Here is a 25,662-nt window from a genome sequence, read left to right on the forward strand (position 1 = left end):
GCATGATGCTTTTTTTTGTGGATGCTTGTTATCGGCAAAAAGGGCAAAGTACTGTCAGAATCCACTGTCGTATACCACCTGGATAACGCTCATAGCGTCTGTGTCTAACTAAACAACTGTGAAAAAGGTCGATTGAACCTTGTAGGAATGGCTTTATTGACTGTGAAGGATGCCACCAATTGAAACGAGTGCTTCAATCTTTCGTTTTTGTGCATGGGTCCATGCGTAATGATTCAGACTAATGGCCTTTGTCTTAAAGGCAAGGAATAGTAGTCTGCATGCTTCTTAAGTTTCTCATATTGTTTGATGATCAATCGTTGACCATCAAACTCAAACAAATCCATTTTCTTAAGTTTTGCCAACGACTTGTTCGTATGAACCAATGACAATCCCATCGCGTCAGCGATGTGTTGTTGAGTCATTGGAAAATCAAATCCTTTGGATTCGACTAATCCAAGTTGAGCTGCCCGTTTGTATAAACTAATGAACAATAGAGCGATCCTCTCGGTCGCATTTCGTTGTCCAACAGAAACTAAGTTTTCATCCACAATTAATTCATTGTGGGCAGCTAGGCTAGATATCATCTTGAAAGTCAGGCCCGTTCAGTGATCACCATTAAAACAAAAGCCCCGCAATATGCGGGGCTTTTGTTGGTGCGACAGGTCTGCCGCCCGGTTGGCAAGTCAATGCTTACAAACCGGACAGGCCTTTTTCAATCGCCTGATTATGTGTAGCATCTGTTGGCGATGTTGGTGCAACCGCTGCAGGTTCTGGTTTGGCTGCCGGGACTGCAGGCGCAGTGGTGTCAGCGTTCAGGGTCATTTTAGAGAAGTCGCCATAAAACTCGACCTTGGCCTCTTTGCGCAAACTCGCAACTTCATTCTTGATCAGTGTTTGCTGTCCCGAGTTGACCAGGAACTGCTGGATCACTGGTTTAGCATTGTCAAAATTGACCGGTTGGCGATCGACTTTGGCCAGATACAGCAAAACCAGCGCTTGTGGACTTTTGACCACCAAGGTATCACCGGCTTTCAACGCGTTAAGCTGCTTGAGCAACTCGAGTGGCAACTGTTCGGCGGCTTTGCGGCTGGCATTCACGTTAAAGACGTATTTATTGTCTTGCAGCCATTTCGCAATTTCCTCAGGCGTCTTGGCAGCATTAATGCCTGCTTCAATTTCGCTGACGTGTTGCGTGCCATCTTTCACGGCAAATTCCTGGATCACATACACATTACGCTCGCTGAATAATTCAGGATGCGTGTCATAAAACTTCTGGATATCCGCTGCAGATGGGGTGCCCTGTTTAGCAGCCACTTTTTGCATATAGGCTTGCGCCAGCACTTGCTGCTTGGTGGCCTCAAGCACTTGTAACACATTCGGGTCACGGTCAAGCTTTTCGTCCACAGACTTTTGCTTGAGCAATTCCATGTCTACCATTTGCTGCAACACTTTTTCAGATGCGGCTTTCACTTGCGACTGGTCCAGCTTGCCCAGTTTGGATAAGGCAAAATTCAACTGATGCACAGTAATTTCGCTGCCATTCACCTTGGCAACCACCTGGGAGCCGCCTTTACTGGCTTCATCATGTTTGCTGCAACCAGCCATTACCAGCATCAGTGCTGGTACGATCAATGCGATTTTTTTCATCATCACCCTTTAATATTCGCTATTTTTAACTTCTGTTGCGATCACTCGCAACCTGATAACGGTTTTTAATCCGCCGTCTTGAGCAAGACGCGCTGTTCAAGACAAACGCTTACACACTCGGTTCACCAATATTGCCAATGGTCACCAAACACTACCCACGCCCCTAAGAGAGCATTGGTGGTGACATGCGCAATGATTGCGACCCAGAGCACCTGGAAATGACGGTATAACCAGGCATATACCAATCCTGCCAACAGCCCTGCAAACCAGAGTTGATGCTCCACAGCGAATAATACGCTACTTAGCAGGATTGCATAAGTCGTGACTGCGGCAGGTGACACAGTCAGAAAATCGTTCGCATCCAGCCTGCGCATCAGATACGAACGCCAGAACAATTCTTCAATTACAGGCACCACCAATGCAGAACCCGCCCAACGGCAAGCTAACCAGAACAAGTCCGTCCCAGTCTGCATAGGCATCGCCACGATGGCTTGTGTCTCGCTCCCGCCCAACCAGACTGGGTAAGGCGCAATCCACAGCAAAAACACCAGCACCCCCGCCAGTAAGGCAAGCCCGATCTGCGCGCGCGCAGGCTTGTCGGTCAACTCGCGATAATCGGTTTTAAAGTAGAACAGGCACGCCAAGGCCAGCAAGCAGCGACACAAATACGCCGCTTGCCCAACCACCCCCAGCGCAGTGAAGAGATCCACTAACCAAGGCTGCAGGGCCAACAGCAAAATAAAGCCGATAAACGGAAAGATGCGCGCACATTCTGCGCGCGTGAACCAGTGATCAATTAAATGCATCATGCAGGTAAGCCTATCATCAAACAGTCTACCTGCCTATGCTGGAAGCCACTTAAGGCGTTGCAACTTTGTCGACCTTGTTTTCCAGTAACTGACTGTGCTTTTCTTGAAGGATATTCTCAAGTTCAACCCGCTTTAATTGAAAAAACGGCTCTGAACGCAGCACTTTTTGATAAAAACTGGCATTGTCATACAAATCCACCAACTCATGCCCATACGCATACAAACGGCTGTTTTTTTCTTCGCAGCTGGTCAGCTTCTGGTGGCTGTCACTCACTTTGGAAAGCAGTTGTTTGCGTTGCTGCTCGCTGCTCTCTTGCGTCGCATGTGCAAGCTTGAGTTGTTGTTCGGCCGCCTCAAGTTGCTGGTTTTTTTCGGCGAGCTGTGTTTGCAGCTGTTTGAGTTGTGCAGATAACGCGTCTTTTTCCTGCAATAGCTTTTGATTGTCAGACTGCAATTGCTGGTTACGTTTCAGCTGTCCCTGCAATTTGGCCGAATGCGAGCGCTGTGCAGACTGTGCCTGATCCAAGGCTTGCGACAAGCCCTGTTTTTCTTGCTCAAACTGCGATTGCAGGGCAGATTTTTCAGCCTCCAAATCCTGCTTCATTTTTTGCATGAGGATGGCGGCACGTTTGGCCGATTTGTCCTGCTTTTCTGCAGCAGCCGTTGGCTCTACACAGAGTCCAATCAAGCTCAGGCTCAGCAGGAGTGACGAGATGAGTTTCATACAGTCCCTTTAAAACCGGCCATTAAAGTCGAGGAAAAAGGTATCCACAGAGAATGGCAAACCAGAAATTTCATCGGCACTGACGTATCTGGAAGATAACCAGGCATTTTTGCCCAAGCCGTACTGTGCGCCCAAATAAAAGCCTTTGGCATCTGTGCCACCAAGACGGAAGTTAGAGTCGGTGAAACCATCCAACATAGCGTCAGCTTCAAGACGCCTATATCCCCCAAACACTTGCCAGTCATGCAGTTTTTTAATCATTGGATGCCCAACCATGAGCGCAAACTCATACCCCTCATCCTGCTCATCATATAATGTGTTGGTTCGACGCAATATTTCTTCTTGATCGAAGCCGATATTTTTAACATAGGCCCCATGCAAAATGACATGGACAGGATCGAAAACTGCCAAGTCGACCTCACCAGTAAAGTTGATTAGCTGAAACTGCGAGGCCAGCCCACAAAGTGAAGGATTGTTTTGACTGCCGCAGTTATTTCCAAACGGATTCATTTTAAAGGTACTGTTCCCCTTTTGTCGCCAGAGAGGAACAGTCGCGTCATAGCGTGTATCTCCAACAAACTCTCTCGGCTTACCTTCAACGTTTTTAAAATCATAATAGGCAACGCCAAGCTTCACCTTACTGTTGTTATCAGAGGTCCATTCAATCCCACCTTGCGCGGCATATAACCATTTATCGCGAGCCTTGTTGGTATCTGAACTTTCAATCTCTTCAATAGGGAAAGCTCCTGCTGTTGAGAAGAGTTGCCAGTGTTGGTTAAGTTTAGGATTGACTCTCGCTACCAAGCCATCAAATGCCAAATCAGGATCCCAGAGCAAGTCTGTGTTGAACGTCTGATTGCCAGTAAAGAATGGGTTGGCAAACCGGCCGCCTGTTAAGGTTAACCAATCATAGGGTTTAGCCTCAAGAAAAGCTCTGTCCAGCCCAAAGATAAATTTACCCTGCGAGAAGCCTTCTGTCTGGTTTGGAGTCACTGGCGTCTGTAGCATACCAGTGGTAAACCGAATACCACCATTCAACCAGTCATTAATATGTAGATTAGCGCCAAACAAGGCGCGAATACGCTGACGCTGTCTGTCTTCACTGGTGTTATTGACTTGCATATATTGCCTATTATTAGAAGCAAGATCTGCAGGCGTCACATTATTATCACTGAACATATCTTCCTGGTAGCGCAAACGCAGAGCCCCCGTCCACTCAACGCGATCAATCCACTCTGGAATCCCTAACCGCTCGCCTGCCTTGTAATTGAGTTTTTTCATCACCTCTTGCTCAATCTCAGCACGCATTTCGTTTTTGACATGCTCAGGCACATATTGCACGCGGATCGCTTTCGATTGCGTCGCCGCAGCTGGCGCATCTGGTGCTGCAGATTCGGCAACACTGGCCGCTTCTTCTTGTGCTTTTTGTTTGGCAGCTTGCGCTTGCTTGAGCAAAGCATCCGCTTTTTCTTTAGACAGTACACCCTCTTGTACCAGCAACTCGATCAAATTCATGGTGGTGGCACGCACCTCTTCCAGTGATTCACGCTCACCGGCGAGTACACCCTGGGCTTGTGTGCTAAACAGGCCGGCCACCAGCCATGGAATCATCCAGTTCTTTGCTTTTATCTTCATATCTTTCCCTAGTTACTTTCGCTCTTTACCAAGAGGCTCTTTACTGCGAGGCTTGCGATCAATAGTAATTAACGCTGTTGTGTGTTCCGTACTTCATGACATGTTTTTCGAGGCCATTCTGACGATGACCTTTCTTGGCATATCCTCTGGCGCAGACTCTTTCAACGGCGGAATCCGGCTCAATACTTTGCGGATCAAGGCATCGGTTTCAGCATCACCACTGGAGTCAATCAATTCCGCATGATCAATGTCGCCCTGGGCATTTAAAAACACCCTGACATCGACCTGATACTTCACTTTGCTCAGTCCACTTTCTGCATCCAGCGCTTTCTTGATTTGCGCATCAACCTTGTTGGTAAACCAGGCAAACGCAGCCATATTCTTTTTGCCGCCAATTTTGGGGCCAGTGGTGACGTCGCCCCCCTTGTACTCATTATTCACGGCACCGGACTGGAAGGGACTTGGGCCATCTCCCGCAGCGCCTTCCATCTTGAGGTTCTCGGCAGGCGGTGCTTCAACCGGTTTGGGCTCAGGCTCTTTAGGCGCTTCTTTCGGCTGCTCCTTCGGCGTTTCCTTGGGCGGCTCTTTAGGCGGTGGCGGCGGTGGCGGCGGTGGCGGCGGTGTGTCGGGTAGCAATTTCACAGTAGTGATTTGCTTTTTCTGCGTCGGCCCACCCGAAAACAGTTTTTTGATGCCATAAGCGATGCCAGCCAAGACGACCAGCACCAATACAGCAATCAGGATGCGGGTCGCCCACAGCCGTGCGAGATGTACCGGCGTGTCAGTGGAAAGGTTATCTTCCATCGCCATACCCTAAGTCCCGATTTTGCCGGTCACCAGGCCGACATTTTCAATTTGCAAGCGGTTAACGAGGTCAATGACGCCGATCACACCGGCATACGGGGCTTGTGGCTGACCCTTGATCATGACGTTGAACTTGGGATCCATGGCCTTGGCCTGGTTGAGTTGTGTCTCCAGTTCAGCCATGGTCACGCCAACCCCATTGATGGTGAGCGTGCCGCCCTGCTGCACCTGCACGATTTTGATGTCGTGTTTTTCAGTGCTGGGCTTGTTGGACGGCTTGGGCAGATTCATGGTCAAGCCTTGCACGCCCGCCGTGGTCATCAGGATAAAAATCACCAGCAGCACATAGGCCAGGTCCAGCATGGGCGTAATGTTGATGGTGTCGTATGGTTGGGCGTCGTTCTGAACTTGCATGGCTTACTCCACCACTTTCTTGGTCACCAGGCCGACTTCGGTAATGTCCAGCCGTTTACAGATTTCCAGCACTTCAGAGACCTTTTCATAATGCGCAGCGGCATCGCCCTTGAGCACCACCGGCAGCTCGGGATTACTGCTTTTGTATTGCGCCAGACGCTGCTCCAGCTGTGCCATATCCACCGGGAACGCATCAAGGTAGACACTGCCATCACTGGTAACGGTAATCGCGCGCATTTGCGGTTTGGCCAAGGCAGCAGAGTTCACCGTGTGTGGCATGTCGACTTTGACGCCTTGCACGGACGCGGTAGTCATGATGATAAAAATCACCAGCAGCACATACGCCAGATCCAGCATGGGCGTAATGTTGATCTCATCGTAGAGCTGGTTCTCTTCTTTGACGCCTTCTGACATCGCTTATGCCTTATTCCTTACCGTACAGTTCAGCGGTACGGGTAATGAACTCATCGACAAAAATCTGCATGGCGATGGTGATGTTTTTGACGCGGCTAGCCAGATAGTTGTAGCCAAACAGGGCAGGAATCGCCACGCCCAGGCCAGCCACCGTGGCCAGCAAGGCGGCTGCAATCCCCGGCGCAATCGCGTTCACGTTAACGTCACCGGCGGCGGCAATGGCCGCAAAGGTGATCATCACACCCACCACAGTCCCCAACAGGCCCAGGAAAGGTCCACCGGAAATCGCAATGGTCAGCAACACCATCATGCTGTTCATGCGCTGGGTTTCACGCACCAGATCGGCATCCACAGCGGCCTTGATCGCATCAATTGAGGCGCCGCCCAAAGCCACTTTGCCATCCACTTCACGTTTTTTGATTTCACGTAAGCCAGCTTTGTACAAGCCAAACAGATTGGAGTGGGTGTAGCTACCGGTTTTGTCCAGTGCCAGCAAGTCGGCTGCGTTCGATTGCTGGAAACGCTTCAAGAACAAGTCATTGTCTTTGTCAGTCCGGCTCACCAGGCGTGCTTTGCTCACCATCACCCAGGCGCTGATGGCGAACATCACTGCCAGAATCGCGATCACCACTTTGGCATCCACGGTCAGACTGTTGATCAGGATGCCCATGTAGTTGGCTTCGCCGCCTTCTGCTTCTTCTTCCCCGCCCGCGGCTGCCACTTTCACCATGCTGGCATCCGCGCCTTGTGATTGGGCAACCAAGGTCAGCCAGGCGGCACTGCGGGCAGTGTTCGCCAACTGCAATTCATCGACTTCAGCATTCAGGTTTTCGCCCAGCGTGAATGTCGCAGCCGCTTGCGCATCGGTCACTGCTACTTGACCAGCGACTTGGCCATTCAGGTAAACCAAAACCTGGCCAGCCTGAAACACCAACGCCACATGCTGCCATTGGCCGGCCTTTAATTCGCCTGCTTTGGTGGCTGCACCACCGGCCTGCAATGACAAGGTACTGCCATCCAGCTGCAGGCTGATATTGCCGCTTTTGAACAATACGGCGGTTTGTGGCAAGCTGGCAGGCTTGAGCCAGACTGACCAGGTGCTGCCATTGGCCAACGCTAGTACGGCTGGCAAAGTCAATGCCAATGGGCTGTTATTCAGTACGGCGCTTTCTGCAATCAACCCGGCTTTTTGTACAGTCGCGTTGCCGCTGGCCGTCAGCTGGCTCGGGCCGCTATCCTTGAGCAAGGCATTTTCAGAGAAGGCAAACCGTGCCAGCAAGGCCGGATCATTCAGTGCCTGTGCATCGCTGGCGGCTGTGGCAGACTCATTGCCTGCTGCCAGATTGATAAACAAATCCTTGTTGGCCGAAGATACTTGCGGCAACACCACCCAGGCCACTGCCAATTCGTTGACGGCATCATATTTTTCCAGGGTAAACTTGAGTTCGGTTTTGTCATCCGCCGCAATAAAGCGCAGATCAGCCCCATCCACATTGGCGCCGGTAAAATCAAAATTACCGGAATGCAGACGCACCAGCATCGGCGCCTGGTTGACTGCCTCTTTGATATTGGTAGTGTCTATGCTGATTTTTTGCTGGGTAGCCCAGTCTTTGTTCCATGCAGCCTCGCCGGAAACAGAGAGTGTGAGCCCTAAAATTGCAACCAATAAACCAAGTGTGTTCTTCATAGTTTTGCTGACAAGTGAATTTGAGCAGCAAGTCTAAAGAGTGAATGTTGCAGTCACATTAAGACAGGACTAGTCGGACTAGTTTTTTCTGACACATAGGCAGAGCGCAAAAAAGCCCGGCGAACCGGGCTTTTTTGCTGCAAGTGCAAACAGGGTTATGACTGACGGCGGGTAGCGATCCAGCCAATCATGCCCAAGCCCAGCAGCATCAGGCCAGACTGGGTAGGCTCTGGCACTGCAGCTGCGTAAGTCAGGCTACCAACACCGGACAAACCCAGTGTGGTGTCATAGGCAAAGTAAGCATCAGAGGCATCAACACTGCCCGCGATAAAGCTAAAGCCAATCGCCGGGGTGTTTGAGTTAACAGACCACTCAATGCCAGTAAACACGCCATCCTGAAATACAGCGGTTGCGTTTGACAACGCAGGCGTGGCCAGATCAAACAGGCTGCTGCCAAATTTAAAGTTCAAGCTGCTCAGATTGATGAGCTGGTTGCCAGTTGCCTGTACGCCCGCATCATCAAAGCTGAATAAGCCCTGATAGCTGGTGCCATTGTAATAGCCGGAATCTACCAGGCCACTGAACTGCAGGGATTGAATAGCGGCTTGCGCGGGCATGACCACAGCCAGCAAGGCCACCAGGGTGATTTTTTTGAGCATATTCATTGCAATATTCCTCTAGAAAACTTTGAAATCGTAAAACTTTTAAATAGTAAAAGTATGTATTAGTAAAACTGTGAAAACTTGAGCGTTAAAGTGTGAAATCGCGAGCAGGCATGACTTGTTTCGCCGTCAGGCCTTTGAGCGTGAGCAGCGATCTGGCAGCGGCAGGACCGGCAGCACTGTCACTGTCTACCCAAAGCTGTACACCGCCTGTCACATCCACCAGGCGCAGATAGCCACCAGTCAATGCGGTATTGGCAGACACACCCAGTGAAGCCAGCAAGGCAGTTAACTGCACTTTGTCGGCATAAGGGGTAAAGTCAGTGATGGTGTCACCAGCTTCACGCAGACTGCTGTAGACAAACACGTCATTGCCTGCGCCACCTGTCAGCGTATCCACGCCCAGACCACCATTGATCACATCATCCCCCGCAGTGCCTACCAGCACATCACGGCCCGCCGTGCCCGTGCGCGTGACGCCAGCGGTTGTGCTGGCAATCGCCAGGTCAATCAAACGGCCGCCTTTGTCGTACTGGTTTTCCAAGCCATACAGGTTGGTGGTGATTTCATCGCCATCGGCATTGTTCAAGCGACCCAGACCGCCTTCAGCTTTAGGCGTCTGGATATAATTAGCCAGGGCCTCTTGATAGGTAATCGTGAATGGGCTGTTTTCAAACACCACGCCATTGGCTGCAAACGGGTAACCATCGCCACCAGCGGCCGTAAAGTCTATGGTGGTGAAGGAGAAAGTGCGGCTATTGTTGACAACCACGCCGTTATCAATCAGTACGGTGCCGTCATCCAGCACCACACGTTGAATGCGGCTACCTGTGCCTTGCGTGGTTCTGGCCGGGTTGCGGCTGTCGTAGATCACTTGCATGCCAGAAATCTGGGCATAGCGGCCATTGGCACGACCGGTCGGGCTGGTGTCGCCATAACCGTGCTCCAGCAAGTCTTTGAGCTGGGTCGCGTTCATGGCCGGTGCGCGTTTAACCAGATTGGTAAACGGCAGAATATTAAAAGTATCGCCGACGGACACATTACCAGCCGCAGCGATATTGGTACGGATGCCGCCACCGTTCTGAATCGCCACATCGGTTTTACCGGCAAAGCGCATCGCATCAGCCACCAGATCACCCAAGCCGGTTTCGGCATTACGTACACCTGCCACAAAAGTGCATGGCAAGGCAGAACAGGACGTATGTGTGGGGCCGTTTAATTTCACCGCAGTGGTGCCGATGATTTGTGCATTGAGCGCATTGATATAGTTTTGCACGGGTGTCACCACCTTGCTTTGCAAAGTCGCATCCCCAGTCACGCGGTCAGCATCGGCGGCCGCGCCAGACACGCGCATCATCTTGCTGGATTCAACCGCTGTAAAAGTGCCTTTGGCATCATCAATCGTAAAATTGAGCTGGCCGACATAACGGTTACCAAAATGGCTGGTCATCACAGGCACATTGCGGCCATTGGCATCTACGGCATAGACCGGATCAGAATTATAAGTGGCACCGACTCCGCCGTTGATCAGCAGGTCATCTGGATCCACCATGAGTTCATGACCACCGCCAGATAACACCAGATCCACCCCGGACAATGCAGGGACCACGACATCAATTTCGTTAGCGGCATTTTGCAGATGGCTCATCAAGATGATGGTGGTCGCACCTTGCTCGTTACGCAGACGATTGACTTCAGCCTGAATCAGGGGAATCAAGGCTTGCAGGTTTTGTGCCTCGGTGTGGTTGGCATCGTAGCCGATCACGCTGACTGCACCCGGTGAAGAAATGGTAGGCAATAGCGGAGTAGTCGCCCCGACCAGGCCAATTTTATGACCCGCTGCGGTGGTGATCACTTTGGAAGGTGCCACTTGACCACTGGCTTTTAAAGCACTGAATTCAGCGGTGGCGTTAAAGTCCAGGTTGCTAGAGAGATAAGTGCTGCCTGTCACTTTAGCAAAACGCGCAGCCATTTGTGGACCCAGATCAAACTCGTGGTTGCCAAACACCATGGCATCAAAGCCAATCTGGCGCAAGGCGATCGCGTCATAAAAATCCTGACCGCCATCACTGTAGCTGGTAGACAGGTTGTTCAGGCTGGCCGTGAAACGTGGACCAGGCAAAAAGGCATCACCGGCATTGAGCTTGAGTACCGTACGGCCTTGGGCCACGGCTGCCGTTTCGGCATTTTTGATCACGGTCGCCAGACGGTCGACGCCACCATAAAATGAAATTGCCTGGGCACTGGTGTCACGCAGGTTGCCCTGGGCAGACAGCAACCAGCTCTCCTGATCCCCCACATGCAACAGGGTCACGCCCTCAGCCCATACACTGCTGGCGCTCATGGCCAAAGCCACACACGCCGCTAATTGTTTCAGTTTAAACATGCTTTTCTCCACAAAGTGCCATGCACTTGCATGACACTCCTGACAAATGATTGATAGACGCTTTAGGGATTAACGGGATTGGCGACGACGTACCAGTGCCAACATACCCAGACCAGCCAGCAACATGCCTACGCTGTCAGCTTCGGGCACTGGCGTCACAGCAGCCACGGTAAACGCTGTGGTATTAGGAACCAATGCAGCAGAATCACTGTTGTTTACAGTGTCTACATTCCAGTTATTGACGTTAGCCACTTGCGCCTTGTAATCAGTAAAGTGATTCAGGCCACCACGTACACCGTTATACTCGGCGTAGTCAGGATTACTGGAGGCACCGGCTTTAGCCGTCAATTCAATGGCGTTCACGCCTGCAGTCAAACCAGTGTTGTTCAGAGGGCCATGGGCATCAAACGTCCCGTTGGTAATGGCGCTCAAGAATGTGGTTGGTGCAGTCGCAGCAGTACCCAGGTAGGCATAAACAGTTTCGCCAGAATTCGAAATACCCCAGTTTGCACTACCGCTCACGTTGACACGCGACAGCACGCCAGTGGAAGCAGACAGGCTGGTTTTGTCGTAGGCAGAGAAACGTACCACTGTGCCTGCAGCAACCACGTCGCTGGAAACCCACTGGTTATAGCTTTCGCCACTGTTGAAAGCGCTGCCAGTCCATTCGTTATCGCTGAAGAAAATGGTGGTGTTGGCGGCGATATCGACAAAGGTCACAAATGACAAACCATCTTCATCGGCATTAAACGCAGTGAACATGATGTCACCGGCATTCAGGGCCGCGTTGGCTTGGCTAGACAGCAACAAAGCTGCCATTAAACTGATTTTTTTCATCTTAAATATCCTCTCACTCGGTTTGTTAAAAACAACTTATTGATTTGTTATGGTTGATTACCAGCGCACATCGCGTTGTGCATCCAGTTGATTCATGGCTAATCCTTTCAGCGTGACCAGTGGTCTGGCGGTGGCCGTCCCTCCTGTGCCATCGGCATCGATTTGCAATTGCACGCCGCCTGATACGCTCACCCAGCGGGCGAAGCCATCGGCAAACGGCTGGCTGCCGCTGTAACCCAGGCTTTGCAGCAGTTCGCTGATCTGCAACTGGTCTTCACCTGGCGTAAAGTCGGTAATGGTGTCAGTGGCATCACGCATGCTCTGGTAAACAAAGGTATCGCGCCCGGCCAGACCAGTGAGGGTGTCTGCACCCAAGCCGCCGGTGAGCACGTCATCGCCTGCGGTGCCGGTCAGCGTATCGCGCTGATTCGTGCCATTGACTGTTTTCACCAATTGCACGCCGACAATCACCGGGTCATGGTCTGATGAGCGGTATGGACTATCGCTATACAGGTCTTGCGGTTTGAATTCGGTGTTGTAATCAATCACCATCGGCTCGTCGGCATTGATGTGCCAGTGGGTCGTGCCAGTCACTTGTGCCGCCATGCTGCTGCTGGCCAAGGCGTGGTCGATATAGCCAGACTCGCCATCAAACACATAGGAGTAATCACTGTCGCCACTAAAGCGGGCAATCTGGTCCTGCAAGCCGCCTGAGGTCAGGGTGAGGATAGGATCTTCTTTGCCATAGCTATTCAGGTCGCCAATCACCACCACATCCTGATCACCTGCTTGCGCTTGTACGGTATTGATGAATTGCAACAAACGATCGGCCTGGGCCACACGGCGCGTGTTGTAACAGCCCTGACCATCGCCCTGATCGGCGTTGCTACCGGAGGCATCGGAGCAGCTCTTGGATTTAAAGTGGTTGACCAACACTGTGAATTTTTCGCCATTGGCCGCCTTGAAGGTTTGTGCCAAGGTTGGACGGTTGTTGATGCTGTCGTTATCAGACAAGGCCGCCGCAGCCGGGGTCAGCTTGGCAGGCTTGTAGATCATCGCCACTTTGATCGCGTCAGTCCCTGTGCCAGTCACTGGATCAGCAATCGCCGCATAAGTATTGGCGCCAACGGCGGCATTCAAGCCATCTACCAGATTTTGGACAGTGGTGCTGCCGTTATTCTGGATTTCCATCAGGCCCACCACGTCCGCATTCATTGCACTTAGAGCGCGGATGATTTTGTTACGCTGGCGGTTAAACTCGGCCAGGTTGTTGGCACCGCGGCAGTTAGAGGCAGAAACACTGCCGCCCAGGCTGCAGCCCTGGCCAGTTTGGCCGCTCGCTGTGGCGCCATTGGCAAAGGTGGTGAAGTAATTCAGCACGTTAAAGCTGGCAATCTTGAGATTGCCCGGCACGCTGGCAGGCGCTGCCGTACGTGGGTTTTCACGCCGGAACTGCACGGGCTCGGTAGGATTCAACTTGTAATCGCGTGGGCCGGTGCTGGAGGCCGTGATCAGGCCATAATCAATCACCCCGGTCAGGTTTTCCACTACATCGCCGGCGCGTAGCGTGTTGTCTTCACCGATAAACGGGATCGGATTAGGATTTTGTGCACTGCTGCCGTCATCCAGCACCAAACGGCGACGGGCATTCTCATCCGCTAACTGGGCTGCTGCCGCAGAGTTGGCTGGATACAGATTGCTAGGCTTGAGCATGCGGCCATCCGCAGACAGCGTCACTTGACCATAGCGACCCAAAAAGTAATTCTGTGAGGCGGTCATGGGGGTGGTGATACGCACCAGCATGCCCTCGTAGGCTTCCAGATCGCCCTCGGTCACTTCAGGCAGGCTGATGTCGGTCGGCAAGATGACATTGTTGCTGCTTAATACTTGCAAACCACTCACATTCACCAACTCAGTGATGGTATTGAACTCGGTCACGTTGGCCGTTAAGCGGATTTTTTGGCCTTTGCTGACGGTAGGTGCAACGCCGGTTCCCAGGTACACAAACACACCGTCTGAGGTTTGTGGGTTGCCGTCACCGCTCGCATCTTGCAGATAAAACCCGTTCAGGCTTGGGAATACGGCTGTGACCACACCCTCAGTGGTGACGGTTTGACCATTCAGCGGGCTGACAGAGGCGGTGCCCAAGGCGCTGCCCTGAATCTGGTAAATACGCGTGATATTGCTGTTTTTGATCGTGATATTGACGGTACAAGTCGCGGTCTGCGCTTCGTTATTGGCAAACTGGATATCGGCCGTATATTGTCCGGCTGGCAAGCTGCCATCCAGTTGCAAAGCGGCGCTGGCTGACTGGCCATCATTGCTGGCTGCGGCAAAATTAACCAGGCTCACGCCATTGGGCGCATTAGAAGCCAAGGTCGCTGCATTCACTACACTGTCAGCATCCGACGCCTGCACCTGGCCTGCACCTGTCTCGCCCACTTGCAGCGTAATCGCCGGGCAGGAAGTCACAATCGGTTGATTGCCTGTGCTGCCGCCACCACTATTGCCGCCACCGCACACATTCACGGCCGTGCTGCTATTGCGTGGCGCAGGCGTGCCAGCGACAAAGTCGCTGCTGTTCTGGTTGGTATCCTGGCAACCGTCGCCTTTGCGCAACAAGGCCTTGCTGCTGCTAATCGCCGGCGCTGCTGAACCCTCAGCAAAGTTGGCCGTGCCATAGCCAACCAGATCAGCAATCTGCGCCAACTGGCTGCTGCTACATGGATTAGAGCTGCCATTACAAGTCAGGCCAGTACTGCTCTTAACCAGCACCACCTTGCCATTGGTGCCACTCATATCAGTGCCATTATTGCTGGTATCAGGCGTTGGCAAGGCTGAACCGTTAGCCGCGCTACGCAAACCCACCAGGTAATATTGACCCGCTTGCAACAAGCCAGACAGGGTAGTCACCCCATTGGCAGAAAAATTCCCCGTCCCTGTCGCGCTGGCATACTGCACAGACCAGCCACTGATATCAACCGCAGCGCTACCGTTGTTGAATAACTCAACGTAGTCCTGGTTATACACACTGCCCTGTCCGCCATACACCTGGCTAATCACCACCTCGGCATGTAAAGGAAGACTTAAAGAAGACCAGCCCAGACAAGCCAGCAACCAATGCATTTTTTTTAGTTTCATTCAGAACTCCGTCGTTATCTGCTCACGTAAAATCCTGAATACTTTAGCAACTTAGATTGCTGCCAATATTAATTTTCGCGCCATAACACTAGGTAGCTCGGACTATGAAATCTGCTAAAAACAAAGGGAGATTTGTACTTTTTTAGTCTTGCTTGACTATGTGGCCGCTAGTCCGTGTAATCAGAACAGCCCATAGAAAGACACTTCTTCATGACTCAGCAGAGGTAGGGATCAGAAATAAAAACGCCCACCAAAAGGCGGGCGTAAAAGTGTGAAATCTAACCGGCTAATCTTCTAGTCGGATCGTTTTAACTGTCACAATCGGTGGCAATTCCTTGGGCGCAACGCTCTGGTTATTCATCTGACTGGAGATGTTCTCAGTCAGCGCATTGGTGGCCCCCGCTGAAGTATTGGTTGCACTTAAGGCGGCCCCGGCCAAGCTGCCAGTATCAGAAACCGGCACGCCAGCAGAAGTGCCAGCGGCAGAAATATTAGCTGCGTTGTTGATCACTTGCGCGCCAACAAACAAATCTGCACCAGATGAAACACCTGCCTCACCAGCATCGAGGACACCATTGGGCGCGGCTAAAAACACGACACCAGCCTTAACCTCTTTTTGAATGCCTATTGGCCCATCAGGATCATAGGTTGAGGTACTGATACCACTACCTGCAGCGACCCCTTTCAGCTCAACAATCCGATTACCAAAATCGTCAAGTTTGCCCAAGCGCTCAGGTACAGCCAACGCAGTCTTGGAGCCTCGACCTGCGTCAATATCTCCGTTATTCACCCATGCACTCAAATCACTTCCCTTGCCTCGAACTCCAAGCAAGTTTCCATTGGCATCCTGATCACTGCCCCCCCCCTTAACACCAAATAACGTAGAGACTTTGGACTGATTGATTTCAAAGCCTTTATCAGCATAGACTCTTAATGCACCACCTTTTTCGGTAACAATACCGATATCTTTACCGGCATCATCACCAGTTGTAGCCGGGACACCAGCATTAATCAGCCCACCAGGTGTGAGTAGATTAATGTCCGCAAAGCGCAAGGTTTTAACCTGACTCTGATACATCAACATATCCCCCTCATATTTACGAGTATTGGGGAACATGGCTGCGATCAGCTCCTCACCTCGGATGGCTTTGCCAGTCTGTACATAATCAACTATAGCATTGGTCATTTCTATACCATACATTGCGTAAGCAAGTGGCTTCTGCTCATCGACAGAAAGTGCCAAAAATAAGGCCATCGCTTGCTCCTTGCTCAGTACTTTGCCAGTTCTATTTTGCATATATACTTGAACACTATCGGCCACCACAGTGCGGTATGCACTTAATTTTTGCGTGTCTCCAGCAATCGCTTGGGGTCCCGTACCATTTGGGTTAATGTAAGTATTTACAAACTCGTTAATTGCTGCACCAGCTTTGCTCAAACCAGCCAGTATGGTGATATTGGCACCATTTTCGGGCAAATTAGCGTTAACAGTATTGGCGACAGACAATATGCCGTTGGTCTTGCCAAGATTAATATTACGGGAGGCCTCAATCAACAAATCGCCAGGACCATGGACCACAAACGCGGCGTCCGGATTGGGCAGATCCATGACAAAGTCATTACCCGCTTTGACAATAGAAATATCACCCTGATTATTATGCTGTATAGAAGCGTGCATGGTCACATCCTGGCCCGCACTGATATAAACAGGCATCGATGACTTCAAGCCATAAACATTATCAGATGCATTGGAAGACGGTCGGCCTTTAAACTCAACATTACCCGCTCTTGCAATAATGATCGATTGACTGCTATCCCCCGTGTGCACAGGTATTGCAGCTTGACCAGTTTTGAATGCTGCAACAAAGTCAACTAATGTGCCATCTGCTGCATTACCAACAAAGGGTTGATTAATCGTAAACTGATTTAAAACATCCGCACCCGAAATAATGACTGATGCAGTGGGGAGTTGCCCACCTGTTGATGTTGAAGTAACACCAATGACATTATTAGCGGCTAACAATTGCAATTGTCCATTTTGCGAAGGTGCCAATATCATTTTGTACGCTGTGATATCACCCGAAAACGCAGTTGCTTTGACTATACCTGGATGTATTGCACCATAGTCATGATTTTTAAGCGACCCCGTTGCGGTACTTAAACCTGCGGAGGAGATATTGTCTCTGTGTTGCAAGCCGAGTTGCACTGCCCCAACCAGAGAAGAAACTTCAAAACTAGCTTGATTTGAGTATGTATTAAAATAGCTATTATTAGCTGCCACACTAGAATTGGTTGAACCTTGTGCCCATAACGTAGGGTTAAATACAGTATCCACCTTGACGTTGCCATTGGCACTGACATTAGCACTTGCATCTTGCAGGGCAATCAACAGACCTTGTGAGTTGGCAGGCGCATTTTCTGGTTTACCAATGTTTCCATCGGCATCAATATTCAGCTTACCACGACCAACATAATACACACCATTAGTGACACTCCCTCCCGCGCTGACATTCACATCGCCACCACCTTTGACAACACTATTGTTGGTGGCATTAGCCCCTCTGTTATCAAACTGCGCATTGGTAGCAGACGAGGCTGAGACGTTAGTGATATTACCACCAGCAGTGATATTCACATCACCACCGCCTAGTGCGGCAACGCCTTGTTGAAACAAATCAGGCCGTACCCACCAGCTGGTATCCGTTTCACTGGAAGCGTTACTTGCTTGACGCAACAACCACTGGTTGACACTTTGCGTAGTAGCAGTGCCTGAAATATTCCCTTGTGCTTCAATATGAATATCACCCCCGTTGTTCACATAGCTAGCCGCGGTGGCTGCCGATGGTTTGGTAAAACCATCGGCACCGATATCCGCTTTACCAACTGTGTAAATAACACCTGTGCCGAGCGTAATATTATTACCTGATGAGATAGTAATATCGCCCTCGCCAGTTCGGATAATCTTGTTATTGGCCAGTGTGAAATTACCTATGCCTGCGACTGTTTTATTCACATTTGCCGAGGTGTAATCTGCTCCCGCCACAAAATTCAAATCAAAAGTCTTGATTTTATCCTGCAAGACGCCTGTGTTTGCTAATGCAGTACTAAAACCATCACTGACGCTATTCAGACTTAGGTCACCACTCGAACGCAATGCAAACACACCTCCTCTGCCTGCTATCAAGGTGCCTAATGCACGCAAGTTAAGGTCGGTACTGGAGGTCATGTTAGTCGCATTATTACCAGCGGTGCTTCTAAGTTCGATATAAGGCAATACTTGCGCCGCCAAACCATCTTGTGTATTGGCATAACTGCCCGCACCAAGGTTAGCGTTATAAAAGCTATTGGTATCATTAATGATTGGAGCCAGATTGGCGAGCGTGAGGTTAGGTTGTGTATAGGTCCTGACACCCTCGACCCTCACTTCACTTGCGCCTTTAATTGCGCCAGTGGTATTAAAAGCCACATTAACGGAATCAGCAGTGCCATTGATGCCACGGCGACCACGTAAAGTAACCGTGCCATCTGCGCCATCCACACCTACATTGCTATTTGTCTTTTTGTCGTAGCCACTTACATCAATCAATGCACCGCTCTCAGCCGATACTGCATCTGTCGTTGCCAAGCTATTGGATGATAGCAACACCTTACCACCTGAGCCAGTTTGCGCATCGCCAATAGATTGATTGGTTTGTGTGCCTCTAGCGGTAATTTTGGCAGAGTTTTTAAGGGTGACCGTGCCCCTGGCATACATGGCGACATCTCCACCTTTATCGCCATCCGCATTCACGGTACCCGCTACCTGAATATTGCCGTTATCTACCCCCAAGGAAAACTGTTTAGCAGTCACCATATCCGTAGCCTGAATATCAACATTGCCACTTCTGACACGAATATCACGCGTCTGATTAAACTGGCCGCTCTCCAGTGCCCGATTCACACCACTAAAGTTATCTAGCTGGTTGACATCCAGATTAAACTGCCCTTTTTTTTGCTTGCCAGCAGCACTGGCTTTAAGCGTGCCATCTGCGACAGTAAACCGTCCACGCTTGGCCTCTACAGTCAAGCTGCCAGCATCACCGGCCTGTTGACCACCAGAGACATCTATCAACGCATTTTGGGCCACCGCCACATTGTCAGTATTCGAAACGAGTGTCACATTGCCCGCATTGGTCGTTTTACTATGTGTTTGGTCAAATTGGACAGTAGCCGCTTTCGTAACCAACTGCCCACCAGCAGCCACCGTTAAGTCTGCATTAGTTGAAGTGGCTTTAAACTGCCCAGCCAGCATTTCTACCCGATTGGCTATCGTCGTTGCACGCGATGTCAAGGCAACATTTGCCCCCAGGCCAGTGGTCGCTGCAGCAGTATTGCCGTTATTGAGCAGGTCTAAAGCGCCGGTTGTGCTCAGGTCATATTTGGCTCCCGTGTCTGCTGTCACCACAGCAGAGCGCAAATTGGTTTCTGCGGCATTGATATTGAGCTTGCCCGTATCCACAAATTTGATTTGTTGCGCTGCATTGACGTTGACCTGATCAAAACCATCAATATTCAATTGATTGCTAGCACCGAATACTGTGTTTTCAGTATTCAACGTCAACTGTGATGTTCCTGTATCCTGAGGAGTCAAAAAACTATTTCCCAGCGTATTACTCAAGGTAAGCGTTTTTGCATTGATGACGACACTGCCGTCACCATGATGCGCCAAACCACTCGAATTCAACCTAAGATTCAAATTACGAGATCCGAAATCTAGTGCGCCATAGATATCAATTTGCTTGTAGCTATTAAGCGCTACCGAGGACAAGTGACCATAACTTTGCAAGGTGGCAGCATCAATTTTGGTGGCGGCATTCGGGTTACTGTCACCCAGCGCAAACTGCTGCGAGCCTAATGTCAAGCTGCCGCCAGTGGCGACATTCACATCACCAGATTTGTCAAAAACCTTTGTTCCATCAAAAACTGCGGAGCGAGCAACATCTACCTTGGCGCCTTGATCAATCTCAAGTTCGCCAGCTGCACCATTGGCACCTGTCCGGTTAAAGCTTAAATGATTACTCGAGGAAACGGCCAGCAAGGCACCATCACCATTAGTATTTAAAGTCACATTTCCAGGATTGGCTGCAGCGGTTGTTGTTTTAATGACTGCACCTGACTTAACACTGACTTTGTCTTTCGCACTGACAATCAACTCTGCATTTTCTACCACATGGTTTGCATCATTAGTGAAGGTGACTTCGGACGCTTGCGTGGTAATGGTTTGCGCATTACCAGAAACGCTGCGCGCCCCACCCAACAGTACGCTGTCAGCCTGAATATTAGATAACTGTTTGGCACTTAATTGCAGTACCCCGTCTTGCACCGCCCCCACATTCGAGACAACCTGGATTTTGTTAGATGAAATATCAACCAACCCGCCTTTTGCACCAGTTGGCTTTTGCGCCACAATCTGACCGTCAAGATTCAACTGCGATGTTGCACTGATAGAGAGTTGCCCGGCATCTGTAGACAACTGAGGAGTAACAGTTCCATCTTGGCTGGCTTTATTCATAAAAAACTGGTTGCCCAACGTCACTAAATACTCTGCAGGACCTTTATAGTCTTTTGTGCCAGCGTTGTTATAAAAGACCTGTCCACTCATGACATTAAAGCTGGCAAACTGGCCTCGGCTGGTGCCGTCCAGACGGGTAAAATAACCCGACATATTGCTGGAACCATCTAACTGGATCAGTGAGGTATTGATAGGCACGCTGTCAGTATTGACCTTCACCAGATAAGCGCCTGGGACCAAGGCATATCTCGCAGGCAACAAGGTATAAGTCCCTGCCGCCAGTCCACTCCCGCCGTTCAGGTAAATGGCCTGCCCGACATTTAGATCTGAGGGATTATTGCTGCCATACATCAAGTAATCATACGGCGCATATTGCTGACCCAATTTAGGCAAGACCGCATAGTACCCCTGCTTGGCAAGCACATTCTCTGAGCCGCCTATTCCTGGTATCCATCCGTAAGCGAGTGTATCCCCGCCACCAGAGATATCTACCTTGGCTCCAGCCTGTAAGTCAATACTGCTGGAATTCAGTGTTATTTTCTTTTCGTTTAGCTTACTTTTTGCAATTGCTTGCTCATTCCCTTCCTGCTCTACCATGCTTGTACCCCCTAACACGGTCATGAGATAAGGAATCACACTCCCCTCGGCAGAAACAGAAGTCAGACTGTTTTTACCCAACACCAAACTTTGCTTGGCATTTAAATTGATTTCACCTAAGGGCGCGCGCAAATTACCTTCTTGCAAAATTTGATTGGCGCTAATAGTCAACTTGCCCTGAGCAGACATAGGAACTTGTGGCTTAATGCCCTGTGAATTCGTGACCTCAACTCGGCTCTGGTTACCTTGAGCGTTAATATTAAAAGTGGCTGCGCTGACTGGATAAATTTGCGTTGCATCCATCGCCAGCTTGTTAGCGACGGTCAATGAACCAATGCTCTGTAAGCCATTGGCTACACCACGTCCACGGATGTCGGTTTTACTGTTAAGCTTTACTGATGACACTTGGTCCAGTGTCACATTACCAATCAGGTCAATGAAATTGGCATCAACCACCATCTCTCCATTGCCGTTAGCAGGTGCATCCAGTATTACACTACCGGTATTTTTCAAACTCACTGTCGAAGCTTGGATCCGGCCAGCACCCGCAATTGCAGTTGCATCTAGAGTCACACTAGCAGGTGCTGAGAGTACAGTGCCAGACTCTAGAATAATCTTGCTGTCCGGATTGCCGTTTGCATTATTCACCTTTAACTGCACATGATCGAATCCGCCTTCGGCGATTTGGGCTTGCGAAACCTGCCCTTTACCAACAGCATTAGTTAAAGGCAGATCAGGGTCATTGGTTTGGATGAGATTGCCTGCATCACTGCCAGGTTGATTTAAGCCAGCCATCATTTTCTTGGTTTGTGTCACCGTTAACAAGCGCTTACCATTGGCGAAAAACAAGGGATTGTTATCATCTTTCTCAATCGCACTCCAAGTATCACCGCCGAGCGTGACTCTTAATGTACCGCCTTCACCTTGACCTGCAGATTTACCTATCATGCTGCCATCTAACGCCAAGCCATCACGCGCCTCGACTTCGATGATACCGGCCTTGCCATCCACCTGTTGCCGCACAAAGTTGTTAACGGTTGGCAAATCTACAAGACCTGAAGCGGCAGACACGTCAAGCTGACTTCCTTCTTTAAGGATGACTACACCGTTACCAGACTTAACTGTAATATGGCCTGCATCGAGTACCACTGCGTTATTAAGAGTCCCGTCTACTGTTGGTGGTGCAATATATTGACCTCTGGCCGAGAGTACCGACTTCTCTCCGACAAACAGGCTTAAGGTCGGATCAAACTGCTTGTTAGGCGTAATCGGATCCATTCCATCTGGCCGCTGAACCGTCAATGAAATGCTTGCGGCCGGTGCTGTAATATCTCCCAAAATGGTCATTTGCCCTTTGGAAGTTAAATTCACATTTCCTCTTAAGTCACTTTTGCTGTTAGGTGCCTGTGTGATGATCGCGGCACCTTCGTGTAGCGTAAGATCGTCTCCTGCTTTCATGGTTAATGCCACGGGGCTGCGGAAAATAGCAGGAGGTGCAGTGACTGATGAAACGCTATTGATTGCACTACCACTGCTTGCAACTAGGGCACTATCAATCAAGATACGAGCATTTTGTTGTGGTTGTATTAGAGTGCTCACACCAGATTGACCAATAACAATATCACCATCCACGCGACTTTCATTACTTAACACATAATTCGAAAAACCACCGCGACTGACAAAGCCTTCATCAAGCCACAAAGTCTCGGCTTTTTCAGGATTAACTCCTCCCAACTGAATATTCCGGACCGGACTCGAACCTGTATCACCTTGTAAGTTGACTGTCAGCTTGCCGCCCTGACTAGTTTTAGCATCATCATAGAAACCATAAGCTGAAAAAGCTTCTCGATCCACCTTGTTTTGTGCCAGCGTGACATTAATATCACCGCCATGCCCGGTTTCTGTAGTTTTGTCCTGCGTGATCCAAGCGCCTGCATTAGCCTCTAGTCTTGCGCCATCTTGCATGACTAGACCATCAGCCACCGTAATATTGCCAGCATCCTTGATTACCAAACCTGTCATGGCACCTGCAATGCCAGGTTTATCATTGGTTAACAGGCCAGAGGTATTGATGTTGACTCCCTTAGCCAAAACTACATTGTTACGCTCGCTGGCAGCCAACGTAATATTGCCTCCTGCCACAATGATATTGGCATTGACATTTAAACCGCCATTGGCATCCAGTTGAATACTGCCATTAGGATTGGCTTGTAATTGCGTGTTGACATTGATCTGGCTGTTCGCATTCACAACTAATCGATTAACCCCTTGACGCAACACCTTGGTGTCAATTTCTGAAACGGCTTTTTGCTTATCACTTAAATCACTATTGGCATTAAAAGCCGTGTTCAACGGGTCACTCAACTGGTTGACAAAGTTCAGGGTACTGTTACCTGTAAAGTTGATATTGAGGGCACCTCCCTGAGGTGTCAGACGATTAGCTGTATCTCCACGCTGGTAAGTACCTGCTGTCGTATTGGCAACGAGATCACCTTGCAATGCCAGTTGACTTGAGTTAACAGTAAAAGACCCTGCATTACCACCCTGTACGTAGCCAGCCTGATATGTGCCATCAGGGCTTGAAGCTAAATCCCAAGTGCGTGTCGCACTCCACCGTGGATCTTTGATAGTGAATTTTGTACCCGTAGACTCATAAGCGACCCCGGCCTGAGCATCAGAGGCATCTACCCATAGACCATTGAAGAGCAGCCTGCTTTCTTTAATTGCTCCAGATGCATAGGTAGTTTTACCTCCGGAAGTATTCACCACAGAACCTGCTTTGGTTACCACCCCATCTGCTGTAAACTTCACGCTACCACCATTAGTCATAGCTTCGGCAATGGTTTGTTTTTGTGACTGCTTGGCCTGCTCGATGACTGCCTGACTAATAATAGGCGTTCCGTCTCTTGAATCCAGATACAGGAACTCGCCAAACAATGGGCCGCCCCGCAGCACAGGTGAGTCTTTCAACTGCTCTGAGTAAAGCTGTATGATGAGTTGATTACGTGACATCGGGGCATTTGCATCTACGCCAGACACATCAATAATCGCATTTTCACCCAAAAATATTCTGGACTCTCCTATACCATTTGAGTTTGCCGTCACATTCACCTGCCCGGCGTTGGCCGTCACGCGGCCTTGAATATCAATGGTTTTACCCAGAATTTCAACGATAGACTGATTTTTCTCCCCGACCTTCTGAGCAAGAACGGCCTCTTCAGTGTTCGCAATATCAACCAACACTTCTGTGGTACTGTTTTTTGCCAGCGTAACGGTGCCCAAACGGTTATTCACAGGTGTACCTTTAGATTGAATCTCTTCAGCCTTTAAAAGAATTTTACCGTTGTTTCTGACAGAGGTAGTGGCTGTGATTCTGCCCTCCTGGTTTACTGCTAAACCAACTAGGCTCGCATTGCCGTTACCGACGACAATCTGACCAATATTTTTTACCGTACCGCCAGAGGAAACCTCTACCAGAATATTTTCATTTTGTTTGGCCATGTAAATGGTTTTACCCGCCGCCAGCAGGGTTTGACCATCCGGGGTTGAAATCAAACCACTATTTTTCACATCTGGCGCTAACAACATCACGCGACCATTAGGAGCTGTTCTGATCTCAGCGCCTTTTTTGACCAACTCGCCTTTTTCGTTATAAACGGCCCCAGCGACTTCAATGATGCCAACAGCATCAGCAAATGAAAACACTGGCTCATTTTGGTTAGACAAAATGCCCCGGTTGTAAACATCCTCAATACTCTTGTCGAACACGTTATCCAGTGTGGTCGCAGTCAACGAACCAACATTGACTTGTGAACCAGCGCCGAAATAAATGCCATTGTGATTGACGATATAAACATGGCCATTCGCCTCAAGCAGGCCGTTAATGATACTGGGAGTACTACCCATCACCCGGTTAAGCACACTAGAGGAACTATCAGGCATTATAAATTTGACGGCTGCGTTTGAACCGATGCTGAAACTATCCCAGCGAATGACAGCATTTCTGGTCGTCGTGGTCACATCCAGAATATTCCCAACTGGATTTATCGGGATATTGCCAGCACCAGAAACGATGCTGCCGCCTGTTGGCAAGGTATTAGCATCCATTGCAAACACTGACGATGAAACCCAGCTCAAATAGCCTGCCAATAGCAAGGCAACACTTGCGCTGGAGATGCGCCATAAAGAGGGTTGAATCGTTGCCGCCCGTACACCTGTTGAAGAGCGGCTGGAAGAGTTCTCTGTTTTCTGATGCGTCCGAGCAATTTCAGCAATAGGCACTAGCATGCCCAAACGTTTGCTAAATACCAATTTGAATCGTAACTTGTTCATCACATCACCTCATATACTTCAG

Annotated in this window: 14 protein-coding genes; all 14 read right to left on the reverse strand. The window is 49.9% G+C overall.

The window, feature by feature from the left end:
* Positions 1-233: 233 nt before the first annotated feature.
* The gene (locus INP77_RS04020) at positions 234-548 is read right to left on the reverse strand and encodes a Crp/Fnr family transcriptional regulator (protein ID WP_275357170.1); all 315 of its coding nucleotides are present in this window, start codon (positions 546-548) and stop codon (positions 234-236) included.
* A gap of 142 nt (positions 549-690) precedes the next feature.
* Complete coding sequence (locus INP77_RS04025) at positions 691-1,650, reverse strand: EpsD family peptidyl-prolyl cis-trans isomerase (RefSeq protein WP_228518682.1); 960 nt, start codon at positions 1,648-1,650, stop codon at positions 691-693.
* 119 nt (positions 1,651-1,769) lie between these two features.
* Complete coding sequence (locus tag INP77_RS04030) at positions 1,770-2,456, reverse strand: CAAX prenyl protease-related protein (RefSeq protein WP_194747412.1); 687 nt, start codon at positions 2,454-2,456, stop codon at positions 1,770-1,772.
* A gap of 49 nt (positions 2,457-2,505) precedes the next feature.
* Positions 2,506-3,180 (reverse strand): hypothetical protein, encoded by a 675-nt coding sequence (locus tag INP77_RS04035; RefSeq protein ID WP_194747413.1) that lies wholly within the window; start codon positions 3,178-3,180, stop codon positions 2,506-2,508.
* A gap of 9 nt (positions 3,181-3,189) precedes the next feature.
* Positions 3,190-4,815 carry a putative porin gene (locus INP77_RS04040; protein WP_194747414.1) on the reverse strand — a complete coding sequence of 542 codons (1,626 nt, stop codon included), beginning with the start codon at positions 4,813-4,815 and terminating at the stop codon, positions 3,190-3,192.
* Between the two features lie 93 nt (positions 4,816-4,908).
* Entirely contained in the window at positions 4,909-5,619 is a 711-nt protein-coding gene (locus INP77_RS04045; protein WP_228518683.1) for a TonB C-terminal domain-containing protein, read from the reverse strand.
* 9 nt (positions 5,620-5,628) lie between these two features.
* Positions 5,629-6,033, reverse strand: coding sequence for a biopolymer transporter ExbD (locus INP77_RS04050; RefSeq protein ID WP_194747416.1), 405 nt, complete (start codon positions 6,031-6,033; stop codon positions 5,629-5,631).
* A gap of 3 nt (positions 6,034-6,036) precedes the next feature.
* Positions 6,037-6,447 carry a biopolymer transporter ExbD gene (locus tag INP77_RS04055; protein ID WP_018986307.1) on the reverse strand — a complete coding sequence of 137 codons (411 nt, stop codon included), beginning with the start codon at positions 6,445-6,447 and terminating at the stop codon, positions 6,037-6,039.
* A 10-nt stretch (positions 6,448-6,457) separates the two neighbouring features.
* Positions 6,458-8,134, reverse strand: coding sequence for a DUF2341 domain-containing protein (locus INP77_RS04060; RefSeq protein WP_194747417.1), 1,677 nt, complete (start codon positions 8,132-8,134; stop codon positions 6,458-6,460).
* A gap of 155 nt (positions 8,135-8,289) precedes the next feature.
* On the reverse strand, positions 8,290-8,799 hold the full coding sequence (locus INP77_RS04065; RefSeq protein ID WP_194747418.1) for a PEP-CTERM sorting domain-containing protein: 510 nt from the start codon (positions 8,797-8,799) through the stop codon (positions 8,290-8,292).
* An 85-nt stretch (positions 8,800-8,884) separates the two neighbouring features.
* A complete protein-coding gene (locus INP77_RS15020; RefSeq protein ID WP_194747420.1) occupies positions 8,885-11,182 on the reverse strand; it encodes a 5'-nucleotidase C-terminal domain-containing protein in 2,298 nt (765 codons plus the stop codon).
* A gap of 69 nt (positions 11,183-11,251) precedes the next feature.
* Complete coding sequence (locus INP77_RS04075; RefSeq protein ID WP_194747422.1) at positions 11,252-12,019, reverse strand: PEP-CTERM sorting domain-containing protein; 768 nt, start codon at positions 12,017-12,019, stop codon at positions 11,252-11,254.
* Between the two features lie 57 nt (positions 12,020-12,076).
* Positions 12,077-15,160 carry an ExeM/NucH family extracellular endonuclease gene (locus INP77_RS04080; RefSeq protein WP_194747424.1) on the reverse strand — a complete coding sequence of 1,028 codons (3,084 nt, stop codon included), beginning with the start codon at positions 15,158-15,160 and terminating at the stop codon, positions 12,077-12,079.
* A gap of 286 nt (positions 15,161-15,446) precedes the next feature.
* Complete coding sequence (locus INP77_RS04085; RefSeq protein ID WP_228518685.1) at positions 15,447-25,640, reverse strand: filamentous haemagglutinin family protein; 10,194 nt, start codon at positions 25,638-25,640, stop codon at positions 15,447-15,449.
* Positions 25,641-25,662: the final 22 nt, after the last annotated feature.

The sequence above is a fragment of the Methylophilus sp. 13 genome, from assembly GCF_015354335.1.
Lineage (GTDB): Bacteria > Pseudomonadota > Gammaproteobacteria > Burkholderiales > Methylophilaceae > Methylophilus > Methylophilus glucosoxydans.

What these genes read in the sequence shown, in the direction of transcription:
- INP77_RS04025 (WP_228518682.1), bottom strand. Translation starts at nt 1,650, where the DNA reads ATGATGAAAAAAATCGCATTGATCGTACCAGCACTGATGCTGGTAATG.
- INP77_RS04030 (WP_194747412.1), bottom strand. Translation starts at nt 2,456, where the DNA reads ATGATGCATTTAATTGATCACTGGTTCACGCGCGCAGAATGTGCGCGC.
- INP77_RS04035 (WP_194747413.1), bottom strand. Translation starts at nt 3,180, where the DNA reads ATGAAACTCATCTCGTCACTCCTGCTGAGCCTGAGCTTGATTGGACTC.
- INP77_RS04040 (WP_194747414.1), bottom strand. Translation starts at nt 4,815, where the DNA reads ATGAAGATAAAAGCAAAGAACTGGATGATTCCATGGCTGGTGGCCGGC.
- INP77_RS04045 (WP_228518683.1), bottom strand. Translation starts at nt 5,619, where the DNA reads ATGGAAGATAACCTTTCCACTGACACGCCGGTACATCTCGCACGGCTG.
- INP77_RS04050 (WP_194747416.1), bottom strand. Translation starts at nt 6,033, where the DNA reads ATGCAAGTTCAGAACGACGCCCAACCATACGACACCATCAACATTACG.
- INP77_RS04055 (WP_018986307.1), bottom strand. Translation starts at nt 6,447, where the DNA reads ATGTCAGAAGGCGTCAAAGAAGAGAACCAGCTCTACGATGAGATCAAC.
- INP77_RS04060 (WP_194747417.1), bottom strand. Translation starts at nt 8,134, where the DNA reads ATGAAGAACACACTTGGTTTATTGGTTGCAATTTTAGGGCTCACACTC.
- INP77_RS04065 (WP_194747418.1), bottom strand. Translation starts at nt 8,799, where the DNA reads ATGAATATGCTCAAAAAAATCACCCTGGTGGCCTTGCTGGCTGTGGTC.
- INP77_RS15020 (WP_194747420.1), bottom strand. Translation starts at nt 11,182, where the DNA reads ATGTTTAAACTGAAACAATTAGCGGCGTGTGTGGCTTTGGCCATGAGC.
- INP77_RS04075 (WP_194747422.1), bottom strand. Translation starts at nt 12,019, where the DNA reads ATGAAAAAAATCAGTTTAATGGCAGCTTTGTTGCTGTCTAGCCAAGCC.
- INP77_RS04080 (WP_194747424.1), bottom strand. Translation starts at nt 15,160, where the DNA reads ATGAAACTAAAAAAAATGCATTGGTTGCTGGCTTGTCTGGGCTGGTCT.
- INP77_RS04085 (WP_228518685.1), bottom strand. Translation starts at nt 25,640, where the DNA reads ATGAACAAGTTACGATTCAAATTGGTATTTAGCAAACGTTTGGGCATG.